Here is a 16,321-nt window from a genome sequence, read left to right as displayed (position 1 = left end):
TATATGAAGAAAGTTGGTTTTTTTCAATCGATTCATTTAAAGTTTGTGCTCATCTATATGCTATTAATTTTGATAGCAATGCAGGTTATTGGTGTATATTTTGTTCGTGAACTGGAGAAAAGTCTCGTACAAAGTTTTAAGGATTCATTAACACAACAAACGAATTTACTGTCTTATAATTTGAAGCAAGAGTTTGCAAAAGAGCGTGAAAAAACAGATCCCCCTTTAGAAGATGCACTTAAAACATCAATTACTGACTTCGCATCAGACCGGAAAAAGGATATTCAAGAAGTACGTGTGATTGACCCAAACAGGCGTCTACTAGCAATATCTAATTCATCTAAGCAAGGTATGGTAGGGAAAACAATAACAGACATAACAGTGCAAAGGGCTATTGTACAAAAAAAGGCTGAAGGAAAGATTGAGAAAGATGGAAAAACCGGTCACCGTGTTCAAGTTATGGCTACCCCAATTGAAGGAGAGAAGGGGAAAATAATTGGTGTCATTCACATCGTTGCTTCGATGGAAGATGTTTATAAGCAGATGAAGGATATCAATCAAATTTTTGCAACGGGGACAGTGATTGCTTTATTAGTAACAGCAGTTCTAGGAATTTTATTAGCTCAAACAATTACAAGACCAATTTCAGATATGCGAAGGCAAGCAATTGAAATGGCAAAGGGAAATTACTCCCGTAAGGTAAAAGTACACAGTCATGATGAAATCGGTCAATTAGCACTAGCGTTTAATAATTTATCAAAAAAATTACAACAAGCGCGTTCTTCGACTGAAAGTGAAAGACGTAAGCTTTCGTCTGTTTTATCTCATATGACAGATGGTGTAATTGCTACTGATCGAAAAGGGGACATTATTTTATTAAATGATCCGGCAGAAAAGATGTTAAACGTTTCACGTGAAACGGCATTAGATCAGTCTGTTTTAGAAGTGTTAGGCATTCAAGAGGAATTTACACTCGATCATCTATATGAAGAACCAGATTCTGTTTTATTAGATTTCAGTACGCGAAATGAACCGTATATCTTGAGAGCTAGTTTTTCTGTTATTCAAAAGGAAACAGGTAAAGCAAATGGTTTAATCGCTGTGTTGTATGATGTAACAGAACAAGAGCGAATTGACCGTGAGCGCCGTGAGTTTGTAGCAAATGTATCACATGAACTACGGACGCCGTTAACAACGATGCGTAGTTATTTAGAGGCACTTAGTGATGGTGCATGGCAAGATCCGAATATTGCACCGCAATTTTTAACAGTTACACAAGAAGAAACGGAAAGAATGATTCGACTTGTGAATGCCTTGTTACAATTATCTAAATTAGATAGTACAGAACATCGTTTAATGAAAGAATGGGTAGATTTTACGGATTTCTTTAACAATGTTATCGATCGTTTTGAAATGTCGAAGGAACAAAATGTAATTTTCAAGCGTTCATTCTCTAAGAAATCTCGATTCATTGATATGGATGCTGATAAAATTACACAGGTTTTATACAATATCATTTCAAATGCGTTAAAGTACTCTCCTGAAGGTGGAACAGTAACATATCGCCTGCGCGATCGAGAGGATATGTTAGAAATTAGTGTGAGTGACCAGGGAATGGGTATTCCAAAAGAAAATGTAGAGAAGATTTTCGAACGTTTTTATCGTGTAGATAAGGCGCGTTCAAGACAGATGGGTGGAACAGGCTTAGGTTTAGCCATTGCTAAGGAAATGATTGAGGCGCATGGTGGATCTATTTGGGCAAAAAGTGAGGAAGGAAAAGGGACAACCATTTATTTCACCCTTCCAATGGCGAAGGAAGAAGAGGACGATTGGGAATGAATATGGAAAACTTTAAAACCATTGTCCTTATTAACTTAGTTGTCATTAGTCTGTTTCTTACTTTTAATTTATGGACTTATGTACCTGATTCTAATTCATTGCAGAGCACAAAATTTGTTCCAGATAACGCAACAGCACCGAAACAAGATGTTTCAAATGTAATTGTCCCATCTTCTATGATTGTTCATAAGGATAACAATCATTTTGTAAGTGAAAAGAAAAGTAATATTAATTTATTATATACTTTTATTCAAAAAGGGGAATTGCACGATTTTAAGGATATTACAAGCTCTATATCTAAAGGTGATTTCCTCTCTTATGTGCACGGGGAAGGCAAGATTGAAATTGTCTTTCCGACAGAGGTTCCGTTTGATGCGATTAGGAGCGTATTAACAATTAAAGATAAGAAATTGGATATGTTGAGTTTTGATCGTATTGTTGTTGATCCTTCTAAAAGTCGTGATCAAAATATTGATGTGAATTTCGTTTCTTATAGTACTCGTAAAGTGTATAAAATGACATTAACAGGTGTGAATCTAAGAGACATTATAAATGCACAAAATCAATTTTTAGCTTTAGCAAGACCGTATTTTGCGTATGAAATAAATGATACGAAAAATATATTTTTACCAGATGGTTCAACAGAAATGCAGAATTTAATATATTTTGCGCGAGTCATGGAAGTGGAATCATTTAAAAATGCACTATTTAGTGATCCGCGTTATGTGCAACCTTTTTCTAACGAAATAGAGGATACATATACAGATGGCATTCGTCTTATGCGAATAAACAAACAGAATCGAATGTTAGAGTATACAAATTCATCTGTATCTGGTGGTGCACCTATGAATGGTACCTCTCTTATGCAGCGGAGTTTTGAATTTGTTAATAGTCATAGTGGATTAACTGATGCTTATCGATTTGACTATATAAATTCTAAAGGGACTAAAGGGACAACCAAATTCCGTTTGTATGAAGAAGATTTGCCAGTATTTAACCGAGAAGGAATGACCGAATTAAGGCAAGTATGGGGATCAGAAGAATTAATTAGTTATAGACGCCCATTATTTAAATGGTTGTCAATTGATAAAGATGGAGAAACAACGCTTCCAACTGGTCGGACGGTTATCCAATCCCTAGAAAAAAATTCGAAGATAGCTAAAAATTTGATTCAAAACATTGGAATAGGTTATAAATTAGTACCGGAAGTTGAGCAAAACGGACAAATTACAAATATAAAGTTAAAGCCAATTTGGTACGTAATTTATGGTGAAGATCATCACGCATATGAGTGGAGTGAAGAGAAGGAGGGAGAGCTAATTGGATTGGAATCGGATTAAAACAATATTTATTGTTACCTTTTTTATTTTAGACCTCTTTCTCGTTTTTCAATTCATTCAAAAACAAGATAGTAACCAATTAGAGCTCATGGCAGAAACAAAGGTGGATCAGCAGTTAAAAGATGATAAAATTACCATTGGTGATTTACCAAAAGAACCAAAGAAAGATTCCTTTATTACAGCGAAAAATAAGGAATTTAAAGAAGAAGATATACGTTCTTTAAAAAATCAAACAGTTACTTTACGAGATTTAAACACAATTGAAAGTAAATTAAAGGAACCATTGTTAAATGCAAAAACACTTTCTAAAGATAAATATAGTGAGTTCTTGAAAAACTATGTGCTAGATGGTCAGAAATATGAGTTTGGTAAAGCAGAAGCAACGAAAATCTATTTCTTTCAAAAGTATAAAGATAAACCTATCTTTTATAATGATCATGGGATGATTGTTGTGGATGTAAATGAGAAAGGTGAATTTATTTCGTATACACAAACAATGTTAACCGATTTAAAAGAGATGGGTGAGAATGAAAAAGCAAAAGAGCAAGAGATTATTACCGCTCAAACAGCTTTAGAAAATTTATACTTTAAGACTGAAATAAAAATAAAACAAAATACACATTTTAAAGAAGCACAGATTGGATATGCAACTCTTGTAGCATCTTCTGCTTCTAATATACAAGTGCTTGCTCCGACATGGAATTTAAAAACAGATCGAAAAGTAGATTATTTTGTGAATGCCATTGAGGGACAAGTTATTAAGTTAGGGAAAGAAAAGGAAAATGAAAAAGAAAAAATAATGGAGTGAGCAGAAATGAGTTTGCATTTTAGTGTACTTGCAAGCGGCAGTACAGGAAATGCGCTATATGTAGGGACCGAGAAACAAAAATTGCTCATTGATGCAGGCTTGAGTGGAAAAGCGACAGAAGCCCTATTTCAGCAAGCTGAATTGGATATCCAAGATATATCAGGTATTCTTGTCACACATGAGCATAGTGATCATATTAAAGGTCTCGGCGTTTTAGCACGTAAATATCAGTTACCTGTGTATGCAAATGAAAAAACGTGGAGCGCTATGGAACATTTAATTGGTAACATCCCAACTGATCAAAAATTTGTTTTCTCAATTGGCGATGTGAAAACATTTGGAGATATTGAAGTGGAATCATTTGGCGTTTCTCATGATGCGGCAGAGCCAATGTTTTATGCATTTCATCATAATGGTAGAAAATTGGCCCTTATTACAGATACAGGTTATGTAAGTGATCGTATGAAAGGTATCATTAAAGGAGCAAACGCATTTGTGTTTGAAAGTAATCACGATGTTGAAATGCTTCGTATGGGGCGTTATCCATGGAGTATAAAACGACGCATTTTAAGCGATGTGGGTCATGTTTCTAATGAAGATGCAGCACTTGCAATGGCTGATGTTATTACAGATGAGACGAAACACATTTATTTAGCGCATTTGAGCTTAGATAATAATATGAAAGAACTAGCACATATGTCTGTTGCACAGGTGCTAGAGGAAAAAGGTTTTGCAGTTGGGGAAGCGTTTGAGGTACATGATACGGATCCAAAGGCACCAACGAAAATTCAATACGTATAATTCTTGATTTTAGTAAACAATAAAGGGGAATATAGTTGTTTTCGGGAGGATTGGTGAACAAGTATGTCCTTTATTGATGAAGAGAAATTTCGTATGAAACGAACAGGTAAAAAGAAGCACAAAGGTATCGTTATTTCTAGCATAGCAGGAACAATCGTAGGGGCTTCATTGTTTGCATTTGGAGCTCCTTTATTTTCTCAATCTGAAACTGGCCCCTTGCAGCAAGCTGAGGCAAGTGAAGAGAATATGGTAGTAAAGCAATCACAAACAGCGAATCATTCTGGTTTTGTAGATGCTGTTGATCGTGCATCGGAAGCCGTTGTTGGTGTAATAAACATCCAACGTGATAATTTTTCAGAAGCAGATTCAGAAGCTGGAACAGGATCAGGCGTCATTTATAAGAAAACAAATGGTCATGCTTATATCGTAACAAACCATCATGTTGTTTCAGGAGCGAATCGTATTGAGGTGAGCTTAAGTGATGGAAAAAAGGTTCCTGGTAAAATATTAGGTAGCGATGTAGTTACAGATTTAGCTGTTCTAGAAATAGATGCAAAGCCAGTTAAGAAAGTAATTGAAATTGGTGATTCTAATACAGTGCGTCGAGGTGAAGCAGTCATTGCAATTGGGAACCCACTTGGATTACAATTTTCAGGAACTGTTACACAAGGAATTATTTCTGCAAATGAGAGAATTGTTCCTGTAGACTTAGATCAAGATGGGCATTATGATTGGCAAGTAGAAGTACTGCAAACAGATGCAGCTATTAACCCAGGGAATAGTGGCGGTGCACTTGTAAATGTAGCAGGACAACTTGTTGGAATTAATTCGATGAAAATTGCAGCGAAAGAGGTAGAAGGAATTGGGCTTGCCATCCCTGTTTCGAGAGCAGTTCCTGTTATGAATGAACTTGAAAAGTATGGGAAAGTAAAACGTCCTTATGTTGGAATTGAACTGAGATCTCTAAATGAAATTCCGAATTATTACTGGTCTAAAACGCTGCATTTGCCAGGAAATATAACAGATGGTGTCTGCGTTTTAGATGTGAAAAGCCCATCGCCTGGTGCAGATGCAGGACTTAGGGAACATGATGTAATTATAGCTGTTGATGGAAAATCAATACATGATATTATTGGATTCCGAACGGTATTATATAATAAAAAAATTGACGATAAAATGACTCTGACATTTTATCGTGGTACAAAACGAGCAACAACAACGGTGAAATTAGGCAGTCAAAATTATTAAGAAAACAGGAGGACAGCCCTCCTGTTTTCTATTGTGAAAAAGTGAGGTGAAAGATATGAAGTTACCTTGTTGTTTAGAACATGTAGAATTAGCGTTGGATATCATTGTGGATGAGTGTGAAGTAGCGCCAGTTATCAACAGTGTGGATAACTCGGAAAAAGAACAAAAAACATGTGAATTTTGTCAAAACAAGGCGACATATGTTGTATCGAACACAGATTCTCACACAATATGTGGATGATGATTGTGGATATGTGGATAAGTTTTGTGGATAACGTGTTTGTAAGGTGGGGAATAGGTGTGAATATCTCGATTATTTCAATCGGAAAATTAAAAGAAAAATATTTAAAACAAGGTATTGCAGAATACTTAAAACGATTATCTGCGTATGCAAAAGTAGAAGTTATTGAATTGCCGGATGAAAAAGCACCGGAAAATTTAAGTGAGGCAGAAATGCTAATTGTAAAAGAAAAAGAAGGAATACGAATACTAGATAAAATTTCAGATGATACACATGTTATTGCATTAGCAATCGAAGGAAAACAAAAGTCATCAGAAGAATTTGCAGCGAATCTTGATCGTCTTGCTACATACGGAAAAAGTAAAGTGGCATTTATCATTGGGGGATCACTCGGGCTTAGCTCGGAAGTGATGAAGCGCTCTAACGAATCACTTTCATTCTCGAAAATGACATTGCCGCATCAGCTGATGAGATTGGTACTTTTAGAACAAGTGTATCGGGCTTTTCGGATTAATCGTGGTGAACCGTATCACAAGTAAAAAGGAGCCAGCTGTAGATGTGGTGTAACGATTAGGATAATTCGATATATGGCAGAATACTTTTTATTAAAATTTCTACAATATGATAGTTATCCATTAGATCATTACTATTAAGAAGACCATCGGAGAAAAATCCCCTGATGGTCTTTTTAACGCTTCATAATAATTGGACGAATTACGGTTTAGATTGTAGTGAGATAAGTAAAATACAATCATATGCTTCCAAACAGAGAAAATGGTAAAATTAGTTTCCTTGAATAAGTATGTTTCTATTTATAAAAAATTATGCTGTAATATTGATAGAACAATATTTCATTTTGTTCTAAGTAGTTAAAGAAGTGGGGAATTGAGGTTGAAAAAGTTTAAGAAGTTTTATTTAGAGATTACTAGTGTATGTAATCTTGCATGTAGCTTTTGTCCGCCAACAGAACGACAGAAGCAATTTCTTTCTGTGGAGGATTTTTCTAAGAGATTAGACCAAATTAAACCTCACACGGACTACATTTATTTACATGTAAAAGGTGAGCCGTTGCTCCATCCTAAAATAGATCAATTGTTAGACTTAAGTCATGAAAAAGGGTTTAAGGTTAATATTACAACCAACGGAACGTTAATTAATAAAAAGAGGCATAAATTATTAAATAAACCTGCACTAAGACAGATGAATTTTTCACTTCATAGTTTTGATGGTCATCCAGGATCTGAAGATAAAGAAGGGTATGTAAGAAGCATACTTTCCTTTATTAAAGAAGCAACTAGTCAATCGGAATTAATTGTTTCGCTGAGGCTATGGAATCTTACGCAAGACAATAAGACAAATCTTGAAATACAGCGAAACAGAAATTTATTAGAAATTATTGAGAAAGAATTTGATTTACCATATAAAATTGAAGAGAAGATTACACCAGGAAGTGGCGTGAAGATTGCGGATCGTATCTTCATTAACCAAGATTACGAATTTCAGTGGCCGGCATTGCATGAAGAAGAGGACGATGGGAAAGGCTTCTGTCATGGTCTTCGAAATCAAGCAGGTATTTTAGCAAACGGGACTGTTATCCCTTGTTGTTTAGATGGTGAGGGAATTATCAACCTTGGAAATATTAATGATGCTTCATTTTCTGATATTATCGAAAGGGATAGAGCCCAAAATCTTGTAGATGGATTTTCACGAAGAGTGGCAGTAGAGGAACTATGTAGAAAATGTGGATATCGTAAGAGGTTTGGAAAATAGAGAGATAATAAAAAAATGAGCAAGTACGAAATAAAGTACCTTGCTCATTTTTTATATAATAATCAATACTTATTGTATTTAAAGGGTAAATAAAGCTTAATATACTTTATCACCATTAAAGATTGAGTTTTTCACGACAACATAATCTACAGTACGAATTGCATCTAATTTCGTTCCACCAGCATAAGAAATAGAGGACTGAAGATCTTGTTCCATTTCGATCAATGTATCTTCTAAAGATCCTTTGTGCTCGACAAACATCTTTTTGCCTTCTACGTTTTTCTTTTCACCTTTTTGGAATTCTGAAGCTGAACCAAAGTATTCTTTGTAGAGTTTCCCATCTTTTTCAATTGTTTCCCCTGGAGATTCTTCATGTCCGGCAAACAATGAACCAATCATAACCATAGTTGCGCCAAATTTAATGGATTTAGCTACATCACCGTGAGTACGAATACCGCCGTCAGCAATAATTGGTTTACTTGCAGCTTTTGCACACCAACGAAGTGCAGCTAATTGCCAGCCGCCAGTTCCAAAACCTGTTTTAATTTTTGTGATACATACTTTACCAGGTCCGATACCTACTTTTGTTGCATCAGCACCAGCATTTTCTAACTCTCTTACTGCTTCTGGAGTTCCTACATTTCCTGCGATAACAAAGCTCTCAGGTAAATGTGTTTTAATGTGTTGAATCATTTTTATCACCGCATTAGAATGCCCATGTGCGATATCTATCGTAATATATTCAGGAGAAAGCTGTTCAGCAGCTAATTGTTGTACAAATTCATATTCTTCTTCTTTCACACCAACACTAATAGATGCGATTAAGCCACGAGAGTGCATATCTTTAATGAAAGAGATACGCTTTTCTGGCTCAAAACGATGCATTATATAGAAATATTTATTTTCCGCTAAATATACAGCAATTTTTTCATCTATAATTGTTTGCATATTTGCAGGTACGACAGGTAATTTAAATGTATGTTTTCCTAAAGTTACACTTGTATCACATTCAGAACGGCTATTTACTATACATTTTGCCGGAATTAATTGAATATCTTCATAGTCGAATACTTTTTCCATGAATTACACCCCTAAATACGAATATTTTATTTTCAATTTAAAAAAATGTTCGTCCAAAAGATAATGTACATCATTTTTTTCGTTAAGTCAAAGCTTTTAGTTGATATTTAGAAAATATAGGGACGGAATTCAAAGGAATAATGAGTAATACCGAATTAAATAGTTTGTATATATCTATATTGTTCGGTTTTTTGGAAAAGTATATTGTAAAAATTTAATCGATAATAGTGAAATAATATTTCGGAATATCATAGTAAAATAACAGAGAAGCAGGGTGCTAAAATACCCTGCTTCTTTGTTATTTATTGTCTTCAAGAAATTGATACTTCTTTTTCAATTCTTTTAAATCATTTACCAATTGCTCTCCAATTGTAGGAGCAAGATCTTCGTATATAGGAGATAATGCTTTCTCCCACTCTTTTTTTTGTGAAGCGGTCAATTCGTGAATTTGAATCGGTGAACTTTGTTTAATAAGCTCAAGTTGTTCTTCATTCATTCGGATGGACTGACGATTGTTCCATTCAGTCGTTTCTTTCATTGCTTCAAGTAATATTTGCTTCGTTTTTTCCGTTTGTTGATTCCATGTTTTTTGATCCATCATTACAGCATAGCCTAAATACCCATGATTACTAATTGTCAAATAGTTTTGAACGTTATAAAATTTTTTAGAGTATATATTTGAAATAGTATTTTCTTCACCATCAACTTTCCCTGTTTCAATTAATTTATATGTGGAATTAAATGAATCTTGATGTGCATGAACTTTTAATAAATCAAATTGAGATTGAATAACATCACTTTGCATAATGCGAAAGGATTGTCCTTTTATATCTGCAGGTGTATAAATAGGCCCCTTATTTGAAGTGATTTGCTTAAAGCCATTTGACCAATGGGCAAGCCCTTTAATGTTGTCTTTTTGTAAGGACTGAAGTAATTGTTCTCCAATTTTTCCGTTCAAGCCTTCTTGAATAGCTTCATAATTTGGAAAAGCAAATGGAAGGTCTAATACACCCCATTCGTGAGATAGCATTCCGAGCTTTGAGGTAGAGGGAGCAATAAAATGAACTTGCCCAGCTTTTAAAGCACGGATTTCTTCTATATCAGAATAGAGGCTCCCGTTTGGAAAAATTTCTATTTTTATAGTTCCGTTTGATTTCTCATTAACAAGCTCAGCAAATTTACTAGCAGCAAGCCCTTTAGGTGTATTTTCTGCTACAACATGACTAAATTTGAAAACAATTTGTTTTTTCAAGCCTGCTTGGTCATCGTCATAAGCAAGCTCACCTTGAGAAAAAAGACTTTGAAAACCTATAAATAAAGCACTAGTAATTAAAACAATAAAAAGGAGTATAAAAGCAACTATTTTTTTCATTTTAAACCTCCTCTTGGGTTGTTAATGTAAGCATACCGAGAAGATTTTTATTCGTAAAGATGCTTTTAGGGGAAAGGGGAACAAACAGTGAAACAATTGCCCATCCGCTGGAAAATTACGATTTTATCCTATGCGGTAGTTATTTTTTCATTACTGATAGGTGGAATTGTTATCATTGCAAATATTCAACAAAAAGAAGAAAAAGAAGTAAGAATTAGATCTATGAATACAGCTCGGACGGTAGCAGAACTGTCAGATGTAAAGAAATCACTTCAAGAAAAAACGGGAGGGTTTACATTGAATCCTGTTATTGAAAATATTCGGGTGATTAATGAAACAGACTATATCGTAGTAATGAATATGGAGCGAATTCGATATTCTCACCCTGTGAAAGAAATGATTGGAAGGCCGTCAAAAGGGACGGATGAAGAACCGGCATTTGCGGAACATATTTACTTTTCAAAAGCAAAAGGAGAGATAGGTACTGTAATTCGTGCCTTTATGCCTATTAAAGATCAAAACTTAAATCAAATTGGTGTTGTTGTTGTTGGAAATAAAGTCCCGAATTTTTGGGAGATTATGCTGGGGCTAGCAGAAGAGATTTCTTTTATTGTTATATTAACTTTAATATTCGGATTAATAGGCTCATTAATGCTTGCCAACCATATTAAAAAACAGATGTTTCAGTTAGAGCCATATGAAATTAAAAGGATGTTAGAAGAAAGGACAGCAACCTTTCATTCGATTAATGAGGGTGTGATTGCAATTGATAACCAAGAAGTTATTACAATTTTTAATGAGAAAGCAAAGCAGGTTTTTCATGTAGATGGAAATGTTGTAGGAAAGCCTATTCGTACAGTATTAAAGGATACAAGACTTCCAGAAATCGTGGAGAGGAATCAGCCAGTATACAATGAAGAGATAAAAGTAAGTGGAAAGGTAATTTTAAGTAATCGTATACCAATCAAGAAAGATAATGAATTAATTGGAGCTGTGGCAATCTTTCAAGATCGTACAGAGGTTACAAAGCTCGCAGAGGAATTAACAGGAGTGAAAACATTTGTAGAGGCACTTCGAGTACAAAGCCACGAGCATATGAACAAACTTCATACAATAGCAGGTTTAATTCAACTAGGTAAAGCTGATAAAGCATTACAACTTGCTTTTCATACTTCAGAAGAGCAGGGGAGTGTAACAAACTTTTTAAATGAGACGATTAAAAATGATGCTATTGCAGGTCTCCTCTTGAGCAAAGTAAGCCGGGGCAAGGAATTAGGGATACAAGTTATAATTGACCAAAATAGTTATTTAGAAGCATTTCCTTATCAACTGGATCAACATGATTTCGTTGTATTACTAGGTAACTTAATCGAAAATGCGTTTGGATCATTTGAGCAAACTGAGGTAGAGAATAAAAGAATTGATATTAGTATTGAGCAGTCAGAAGATGTATGTGCAATATTGATTGAGGATAATGGATGCGGCATAAAAGAGGAGCATTTACCAAGAGTGTATGAGAAAGGATTTACTGTGAATAAAATGAGTGGAACAGGTTATGGACTTTTTCTAGTAAAGCAAATTGTTGAAAAGGGGAGAGGGGAAATTAGTGTTTCATCTTTTCAAGGTGAAGGAACTTCTTTTATCATTACTTTTCCAATGGAGATGGAGGCGGAATTGTATGAAATATAAAGAGGACATCAAAGTACTATTGGTTGAGGACGATCCGATGGTTCAAGAAGTAAATAAAGAGTTCATTAGAAGTGTAAAGGGATTTCAAGTAGTAGCCGTCGCTAACAATGGCGAGGAGGGGATTAACCTTGTCCAAAAAATGAATCCAGATCTCGTTATTTTAGATATTTTTATGCCGAAAAAGGACGGTATTAAGGTATTACAGGAATTTAGAAAACAAGAGTTAGAAGCAGATGTAATCGTTGTTTCTGCTGCAAAAGATAGGGAAACAATTAAACTCATGCTTCAAAACGGAGCGATGGATTATATTATTAAGCCATTTAAGTTATACCGAATTCAGCAAGCTTTAGAAAAATATCGACAATATAGAATGAGTCTGAAGGAATCCGGAGCGATTTCACAGGAACAGCTTGATTTATTATTATATTCTGGGCGTTCTAAAAAAACAGCAAACAATTTGCCAAAGGGATTAAATGAATTTACATTGAATGAAATTGAAGAGTATGTAAAAAAACAAGATGAACCTCGTTCTGCAGAAGAGGTAGCCAGTGCAATTGGGATAGCCAGAGTTACCGCGCGGCGATACTTAGATTATTTAGAAAAAAAGGGGTTGATTCATTTAGCAGTTCAATATGGAGGGGTTGGAAGACCAATTAATCGCTATGTGTATCGTGAAGTAAAAAAGTAAGACCAAAATGACCAAAATATTCGTTATGACCATAAACTTCTCACTTTTAATTGAAAACGCTATCATTATGTAAAACATAGGGGTAGTAAAGTTTTCAAAGATGAAACAGTGGGAGGAGAAGTGAAGGTGAAACGACTGTTCAAAAATTTAACTTTTCAAGTATTAACGGCTATTGCACTCGGTGTATTAGTTGGGCTTATGTGGCCAAATGTTGGGAAGGAAATGAAGCCGATAGGCGATACGTTTATTAATGCTGTAAAAATGGTAATTGCACCAATTATTTTCTTAACAATTGTACTTGGTATTGCCAAAATGGGAGATATGAAGAAGGTTGGTAAGGTCGGCGGAAAGGCTTTTATTTATTTTGAGGTTGTGACAACATTTGCGCTTATTGTTGGATTGATCGTTGTAAATGCTATGAAGCCGGGTTCAGGTCTTAACTTTAATGAACTTGCAAAAGGAGACGTATCTAAATATACACAAGGCGGAGGACAGGGTATTAATTGGATTGATTTTGTTACTCATATTGTTCCTTCTAATATGGTTGATGCGTTTGCAAAGGGTGATATTTTACAAGTATTATTCTTTTCTATTTTATTTGGGGTTGGGCTAGCTGCTCTTGGAGAAAAAGGAAACTCGGTGATTGATTTCTTAGACAAACTTTCACACGTATTCTTTAAAATTATTGGTTATGTAATGAAGGCAGCGCCGCTTGGGGCATTTGGTGCTATGGCATATACAATCGGTCATTTTGGGCTTGCTTCACTTGTACCACTTGGAAAATTGATGATGTCAGTATATATAACGATGTTCCTATTCGTATTTGTTGTCTTAAATATTATTTGTAAGATATATGGGTTTAGCTTATGGAATTATTTGAAGTTTATTCGAGATGAAATACTAATCGTATTAGGAACAAGTTCTTCGGAATCCGTACTTCCGAGAATGATGAATAAGATGGAGCGATATGGCTGTTCAAAATCTGTTGTTGGCCTTGTTATTCCGACGGGCTATTCTTTTAATCTTGATGGTACATCCATTTATTTATCCATGGCAGTTGTCTTTTTAGCACAAGTATTTGGTGTCGATTTAACAATCGGACAGCAAATTACTATTATTTTAGTACTTATGTTAACGTCTAAAGGAGCTGCTGGTGTAACAGGAAGCGGATTTATCGTGTTAGCTTCTACATTAGCGGCACTAAAGGTTATTCCTTTAGAAGGATTAGCATTACTTCTTGGTGTCGATCGTTTTATGAGTGAGGGAAGAGCAATTGTAAACTTAATTGGAAATGGAATTGCTACAATCGTTGTTGCAAAGAGTGAAAATGAATTTGATGAAATGAGGCATGCAGAGGCAATCGCTAATATGAAAGTATTAAATGAGAGAACAGAAGCCGTATAAAGTGAAATTTTAATCAGTGGGGGTTTCTTCATCCCCCACTGATTATTAGTTGAACCAATCGGGCTTTTTCGGGCAGTAAGAAATAGAAAAGCAGACTTTATCCTAAGTCTGCTTTTTCAATTTGTGGGAACCCCTTTTTCACAGGTTATTTTTACTAGGAAATAATAGAATATGTTATAATTTAGTAGGATTTTTTAGAATTACAAGAAGATTAGTGTTTATTTTATTAAGTGAATAATGTTAGAGTTGAACAGATTAGGGAGAAGGTTGTGACTTTTCGGGATAACCTTCATTTTTGGTTTGAATCATTATAAGGTAATGGAGGTTATAAATGTGAATCGTTTGGTTTATATGGATTGGTTACGAGTATTAGCAACAATTGCAGTTGTTACAATTCACGTTGCTGCTGGTTCCGTATCCACTTTGGATCCAAATAAGCTTTCCAATTGGATGGCTGGTAACTTTTACGAATCGTTATCACGTGCTAGCGTTCCTATTTTCGTTATGATTAGCGGTGCTTTATTATTACGAGGGAACAAGGAAAGTTCAATTTTCGAATTCTTACAGAAACGAGCAAGTAAGGTAATTATTCCATTTGTAGGTTGGAGTGCCTTATTTTATCTGTATGGTGCTTATATGGGGTATTTCCCTGCTTCTTTAAAACAAGGGATAAAGTACTTCTTAACAAATCAAATTGGTGGTCACTTATGGTTCCTATATATGATTGTGGGAATTTATTTAATCGCACCGTTATTAAAGGTATTTGTTAAAAACGCTAAAAAAAGTTATATACAATATTTTTTAATTTTATGGTTGTATGCGTCAGTTATTTTAAATTTGATGCAGTACTATTACCCTATTAATTTCAATATAGAGCTATATTTTGTCACAAATTATGTGGGTTATTTTCTACTTGGTTATTATTTATCTCATTACGAAATTACGAAGAAATGGAGAAATATCTCTTATATTGGAGGCTGTTTAGGGTTTATTGGTACATTCTTCATTACTTATTACTATACAGTACAAGCAAATGGACAGTTGGACCAGTTTTGGTATGGATATTTTGCGCCAAATGTTTTACTTATGGCAATTGGATTATTTGTATTCTTCCGATATGCTTTTCAAAATTCAGAAGGAAAGCTGCCATTTCTGTTACGTGGTATAAATCAAGCAAGTCTTGGGATTTATATTCTTCACTTTTTCCTATTAAATAATTTTTTATATAAAGTTTTCCCTAAAGTAAATGAACATGCACATGCAATATTAGCAATACCTATTAATGTAATGATTACGATTGGTCTTAGTATGTTAATAACGTTAGTATTACAACGAATTCCAGTGGTGAAAAAACTAGTTCCGTAATGATATCTCCTTTGTAAGCTTTATATGAGTATCGTTGCTAAATTAGCAGGCTTAATAGTAAGTCTGCTTTTTGTTTTTTTATCAAATGATGAACATAGACTTCGATTCGGGCAATAATTTCAATATAATGAAATGTAGGCAATGGCGCATAGGATTTATATTATGGATAAATATATAAATAAATTAAAATACATAACAAAATGAGGTTAGTATATGAGCGAAAAAAGTTTTAAAGAGTATGCATTGAGTAAGAAAATTGTAAGGGCACTTACTAGTTTAAAATATGAACAGCCAACAGAAGTACAAGGAAAAGTAATTCCAGTTGCACTAGAAAAGAAAGATCTTGTCGTGAAATCACAAACCGGAAGCGGGAAGACAGCTTCTTTTGGTATCCCGCTTTGCGAAATGATCGAATGGGAAGAAAATAAGCCCCAAGCCTTAATTCTTACGCCAACGAGGGAACTTGCTGTGCAGGTAAAAGAAGATATTACGAATATAGGAAGATTTAAACGGATTAAAGCGACTGCCGTTTATGGAAAATCACCATTTGCACGACAAAAATTAGAATTAAAGCAAAAGACACATATTGTAGTTGGAACCCCTGGGCGTGTGTTAGATCATATTGAAAAAGGAACTTTTTCTTTAGAGCGTCTGAAATATTTGGTGATTGATGAGG

15 protein-coding genes are annotated in these 16,321 nt (G+C 34.6%); 13 read left to right on the top strand and 2 right to left on the bottom strand.

The genetic code is table 11. The features are described from left to right. Window positions 1-3 precede the first annotated feature (3 nt). From walK to NSQ40_RS29075, 8 genes are all read left to right on the top strand, one after another. Window positions 4-1,839 carry a cell wall metabolism sensor histidine kinase WalK gene (walK, locus tag NSQ40_RS29110; RefSeq protein ID WP_003202552.1) on the top strand — a complete coding sequence of 612 codons (1,836 nt, stop codon included), beginning with the start codon at window positions 4-6 and terminating at the stop codon, window positions 1,837-1,839. Next, on the top strand, window positions 1,836-3,179 hold the full coding sequence (locus NSQ40_RS29105) for a YycH family regulatory protein (protein ID WP_018764831.1): 1,344 nt from the start codon (window positions 1,836-1,838) through the stop codon (window positions 3,177-3,179). Before walK ends, NSQ40_RS29105 begins: the two co-directional genes overlap by 4 nt. Then, window positions 3,160-3,987 (top strand): two-component system regulatory protein YycI, encoded by an 828-nt coding sequence (locus NSQ40_RS29100; protein ID WP_018764832.1) that lies wholly within the window; start codon window positions 3,160-3,162, stop codon window positions 3,985-3,987. The genes NSQ40_RS29105 and NSQ40_RS29100 overlap by 20 nt, the downstream gene beginning before the upstream one ends. A gap of 6 nt (window positions 3,988-3,993) precedes the next feature. Beyond that, complete coding sequence (locus NSQ40_RS29095) at window positions 3,994-4,788, top strand: MBL fold metallo-hydrolase (RefSeq protein WP_003202558.1); 795 nt, start codon at window positions 3,994-3,996, stop codon at window positions 4,786-4,788. Window positions 4,789-4,851: 63 nt separating this feature from the next. Continuing rightward, window positions 4,852-6,036, top strand: coding sequence for a S1C family serine protease (locus NSQ40_RS29090; protein WP_003209322.1), 1,185 nt, complete (start codon window positions 4,852-4,854; stop codon window positions 6,034-6,036). Window positions 6,037-6,091: 55 nt separating this feature from the next. Further along, complete coding sequence (locus tag NSQ40_RS29085) at window positions 6,092-6,277, top strand: CxxH/CxxC protein (RefSeq protein WP_026008486.1); 186 nt, start codon at window positions 6,092-6,094, stop codon at window positions 6,275-6,277. Window positions 6,278-6,336: 59 nt separating this feature from the next. Continuing rightward, window positions 6,337-6,816 (top strand): 23S rRNA (pseudouridine(1915)-N(3))-methyltransferase RlmH, encoded by a 480-nt coding sequence (rlmH, locus tag NSQ40_RS29080; protein ID WP_003209320.1) that lies wholly within the window; start codon window positions 6,337-6,339, stop codon window positions 6,814-6,816. A 352-nt stretch (window positions 6,817-7,168) separates the two neighbouring features. Beyond that, complete coding sequence (locus NSQ40_RS29075; RefSeq protein ID WP_003202549.1) at window positions 7,169-8,047, top strand: radical SAM/SPASM domain-containing protein; 879 nt, start codon at window positions 7,169-7,171, stop codon at window positions 8,045-8,047. A 96-nt stretch (window positions 8,048-8,143) separates the two neighbouring features. On the opposite strand, the gene guaC is transcribed toward NSQ40_RS29075, so the two are convergent. Further along, a complete protein-coding gene (guaC, locus tag NSQ40_RS29070) occupies window positions 8,144-9,127 on the bottom strand; it encodes a GMP reductase (protein ID WP_003202530.1) in 984 nt (327 codons plus the stop codon). Window positions 9,128-9,425: 298 nt separating this feature from the next. Beyond that, entirely contained in the window at window positions 9,426-10,499 is a 1,074-nt protein-coding gene (locus tag NSQ40_RS29065) for a DctP family TRAP transporter solute-binding subunit (RefSeq protein WP_003202541.1), read from the bottom strand. Window positions 10,500-10,586: 87 nt separating this feature from the next. Here NSQ40_RS29065 and NSQ40_RS29060 point away from each other — a divergent pair, with 87 nt between their 5' ends. The 5 genes from NSQ40_RS29060 to NSQ40_RS29040 all read left to right on the top strand — a co-directional run. Further along, window positions 10,587-12,188, top strand: coding sequence for an ATP-binding protein (locus tag NSQ40_RS29060; RefSeq protein ID WP_003209317.1), 1,602 nt, complete (start codon window positions 10,587-10,589; stop codon window positions 12,186-12,188). Next, complete coding sequence (locus NSQ40_RS29055; protein WP_033796615.1) at window positions 12,178-12,876, top strand: response regulator; 699 nt, start codon at window positions 12,178-12,180, stop codon at window positions 12,874-12,876. Before NSQ40_RS29060 ends, NSQ40_RS29055 begins: the two co-directional genes overlap by 11 nt. 126 nt (window positions 12,877-13,002) lie before the next feature. Continuing rightward, entirely contained in the window at window positions 13,003-14,280 is a 1,278-nt protein-coding gene (gene dctP / locus NSQ40_RS29050; RefSeq protein WP_170957062.1) for a C4-dicarboxylate transporter DctP, read from the top strand. A 333-nt stretch (window positions 14,281-14,613) separates the two neighbouring features. After that, window positions 14,614-15,645 carry an acyltransferase gene (locus NSQ40_RS29045; RefSeq protein ID WP_033796613.1) on the top strand — a complete coding sequence of 344 codons (1,032 nt, stop codon included), beginning with the start codon at window positions 14,614-14,616 and terminating at the stop codon, window positions 15,643-15,645. 213 nt (window positions 15,646-15,858) lie between these two features. After that, on the top strand, window positions 15,859-16,321 hold a 463-nt coding region (locus NSQ40_RS29040; protein WP_341286187.1), incomplete at its 3' end, for a DEAD/DEAH box helicase.

Source organism: Bacillus sp. FSL K6-6038, assembly GCF_038050455.1.
Lineage (GTDB): Bacteria > Bacillota > Bacilli > Bacillales > Bacillaceae_G > Bacillus_A > Bacillus_A pseudomycoides.
This window is presented reverse-complemented; position numbering and strand designations above follow the sequence as displayed.

What these genes read in the sequence shown, in the direction of transcription:
- NSQ40_RS29055 (WP_033796615.1), top strand. Translation starts at nt 12,178, where the DNA reads ATGAAATATAAAGAGGACATCAAAGTACTATTGGTTGAGGACGATCCG.
- NSQ40_RS29095 (WP_003202558.1), top strand. Translation starts at nt 3,994, where the DNA reads ATGAGTTTGCATTTTAGTGTACTTGCAAGCGGCAGTACAGGAAATGCG.
- NSQ40_RS29065 (WP_003202541.1), bottom strand. Translation starts at nt 10,499, where the DNA reads ATGAAAAAAATAGTTGCTTTTATACTCCTTTTTATTGTTTTAATTACT.
- walK (WP_003202552.1), top strand. Translation starts at nt 4, where the DNA reads ATGAAGAAAGTTGGTTTTTTTCAATCGATTCATTTAAAGTTTGTGCTC.
- guaC (WP_003202530.1), bottom strand. Translation starts at nt 9,127, where the DNA reads ATGGAAAAAGTATTCGACTATGAAGATATTCAATTAATTCCGGCAAAA.
- NSQ40_RS29085 (WP_026008486.1), top strand. Translation starts at nt 6,092, where the DNA reads ATGAAGTTACCTTGTTGTTTAGAACATGTAGAATTAGCGTTGGATATC.
- NSQ40_RS29090 (WP_003209322.1), top strand. Translation starts at nt 4,852, where the DNA reads ATGTCCTTTATTGATGAAGAGAAATTTCGTATGAAACGAACAGGTAAA.
- NSQ40_RS29105 (WP_018764831.1), top strand. Translation starts at nt 1,836, where the DNA reads ATGAATATGGAAAACTTTAAAACCATTGTCCTTATTAACTTAGTTGTC.